This window comes from Emticicia sp. (assembly GCF_049241225.1).
Lineage (GTDB): Bacteria > Bacteroidota > Bacteroidia > Cytophagales > Spirosomataceae > Emticicia.
In genome coordinates, this window is sequence record NZ_JBMLRC010000078.1 from 3,589 (window position 1) to 5,574 (window position 1,986).

Annotated in this window: 3 protein-coding genes; all 3 read left to right on the forward strand. The window is 39.8% G+C overall.

The window, feature by feature from the left end:
• Positions 1 to 606: hypothetical protein (locus ACOVO2_RS05065; protein WP_421768919.1), on the forward strand; the 606-nt coding region annotated here is incomplete at its 5' end.
• 92 nt (positions 607 to 698) lie between these two features.
• The gene (locus ACOVO2_RS05070; protein ID WP_421768920.1) at positions 699 to 1,064 is read left to right on the forward strand and encodes an iron chaperone; all 366 of its coding nucleotides are present in this window, start codon (positions 699 to 701) and stop codon (positions 1,062 to 1,064) included.
• A 72-nt stretch (positions 1,065 to 1,136) separates the two neighbouring features.
• Complete coding sequence (locus ACOVO2_RS05075; protein WP_421768921.1) at positions 1,137 to 1,961, forward strand: SGNH/GDSL hydrolase family protein; 825 nt, start codon at positions 1,137 to 1,139, stop codon at positions 1,959 to 1,961.
• Positions 1,962 to 1,986 lie beyond the last annotated feature (25 nt).

Here is a 1,986-nt window from a genome sequence, read left to right on the forward strand (position 1 = left end):
GTCATTGCCAGCACTAACGATGGCGTTATTTCGCCCACATTTACAGCAGGAAGTAGCTCACCGATGCCGATTTTAACGCCCACGTCGGAGGCAGGACAAAATCCATCAGTCAATTATCTGACGGCCAATATCAATACAATTATGGGGCTTAGCAATGCTTTTTCTCTACCCGAAGCCCCCGAATTAGCTACTTTAAGCGTCAGTATTCCAACTCCATCAGGCAAAAGTCTCAGTCTTTCGCAAGAAGTTTGGTTGATTCCAGAACAGCAGTTTTATAAAATTACCGTCATTGTGCCAGGGCTTTTATTAGAGCCCAATACTCCTCCGAGCAATACCGAAATATCGGTGTATGTAAAAATGATGTGCGGTTGTAAAGTAAGTGTCAATTTACCAACCTCATTTTGGTCGCCAAGCGATTTCATGGTCAATGCCTCAGTTACGTTCAACGATGGCACAACCCAACAATTCACCCTAAGCTTTGACAATACCAGCAACGACTCGCTATTCGTTGCCGATGTACCCAATGCCAGCCAAATACAATCGATTAATTTTTATGCCCAACAAAATAGCACAGGCAATTACGGGTCGTTCTGCTATACGAAGTAAATCTGTCGCAAACACCCCCTTAAATAGTCGTTTTTGCAACAATTATTAATCACTCTTTTTCCATAATTTTGTATAAAACATTTACACAAAAGATGGAAAAGAAAACCTATCAAAACATCGACCAATATATTGCTGATTATAGTCCAGAGGTGGGCGAAATCTTGAATCAAATTCGTAGCTGTATCAAAGAAGCAGCCCCCGAAGCCCAAGAAACTATCAGCTATAATATGCCCGCTTTCAAGCAAGGTAAAGTACTGGTTTATTTTGCGGCTTTCAAAAACCACATTGGTTTTTATGCTCTGCCATCGGGTAATGTGGCTTTTCAGGAGGCACTTACAAAATACAAAGTCGGTAAAGGTTCAATTCAGTTTCCGCTGAACCAACCGATGCCTTTTGAGCTAATCAAGCAAATGGTTACTTTTAGGTTAGAAGAAGTAGAAAACGGAGCAAAGAAATAATTTTGTTCCGTTTTTATGACATTTTTTTAGTTTTCTGAATAGCTTTGTTTTTATAAAACTATTCAACCAAAAATGAAAAAAGTACTCTTTCTCAGCCTGATTCTTCTTGGCTTTTTATCCTTCAAACCTAAAGAAATCACGTGGGTTGCCATCGGCGACTCAATTACGTATCTCAACGACCACCCCGAACAAACTGGCAATCGAGTAGCGAAAGGCTACATGACAAGGGTCACGGAGAAACTTCCGTACATAAAAGTTATCAATCAAGGGCATAATGGCTGGACTTCGGGCGGAATTGCCGAAAAAATCAATGAACTTGGCTTGGTTTCGGCCGATGTATATTCTGTATTTCTCGGAACGAACGATTGGTGGCGAGGGCGTCCACTCGGTAAACTCGAAGATTATCAGAATAATACTGGCAATAATACGGTTCATGGCTCATTCAGAATCATTATTGATAAATTAAAAAGCCTGAACCCCACTGCAAAAATTATCTTGATTACACCTCTTCAGCGTGGCGATTTTGTGTATATAGCCAATGCCAAAAACAATGCTTATGGCTCTTATAAACCTAAAAATGAGCAAAATTTGGCACAATTTGCAGAAGCATTAGTGAATATTGCAAAAATCGAAAATATTCCTGTCGTTGACCTTTTCAATAAAAGTGGAATTACGCAAAAAAACATGGTCAACTTCAAGCGATTGAAAGACCCAAAAACGGGCGAGTATAAAAACTTTAAATACCCTGATTATGTTGATGTGCCATTCAACCCCGAAAAAGACGAATACCCCTACCCTACTGAGTCAATCAATATGACTTATGATGGCTTACACCCTGCCGATAAAGGCAATGCAGTTATTGCCAAAATGCTCGTGAAAGTGATGAAGAAATTTTGAGAAATAGAAAAGCTGCCTTCGATTT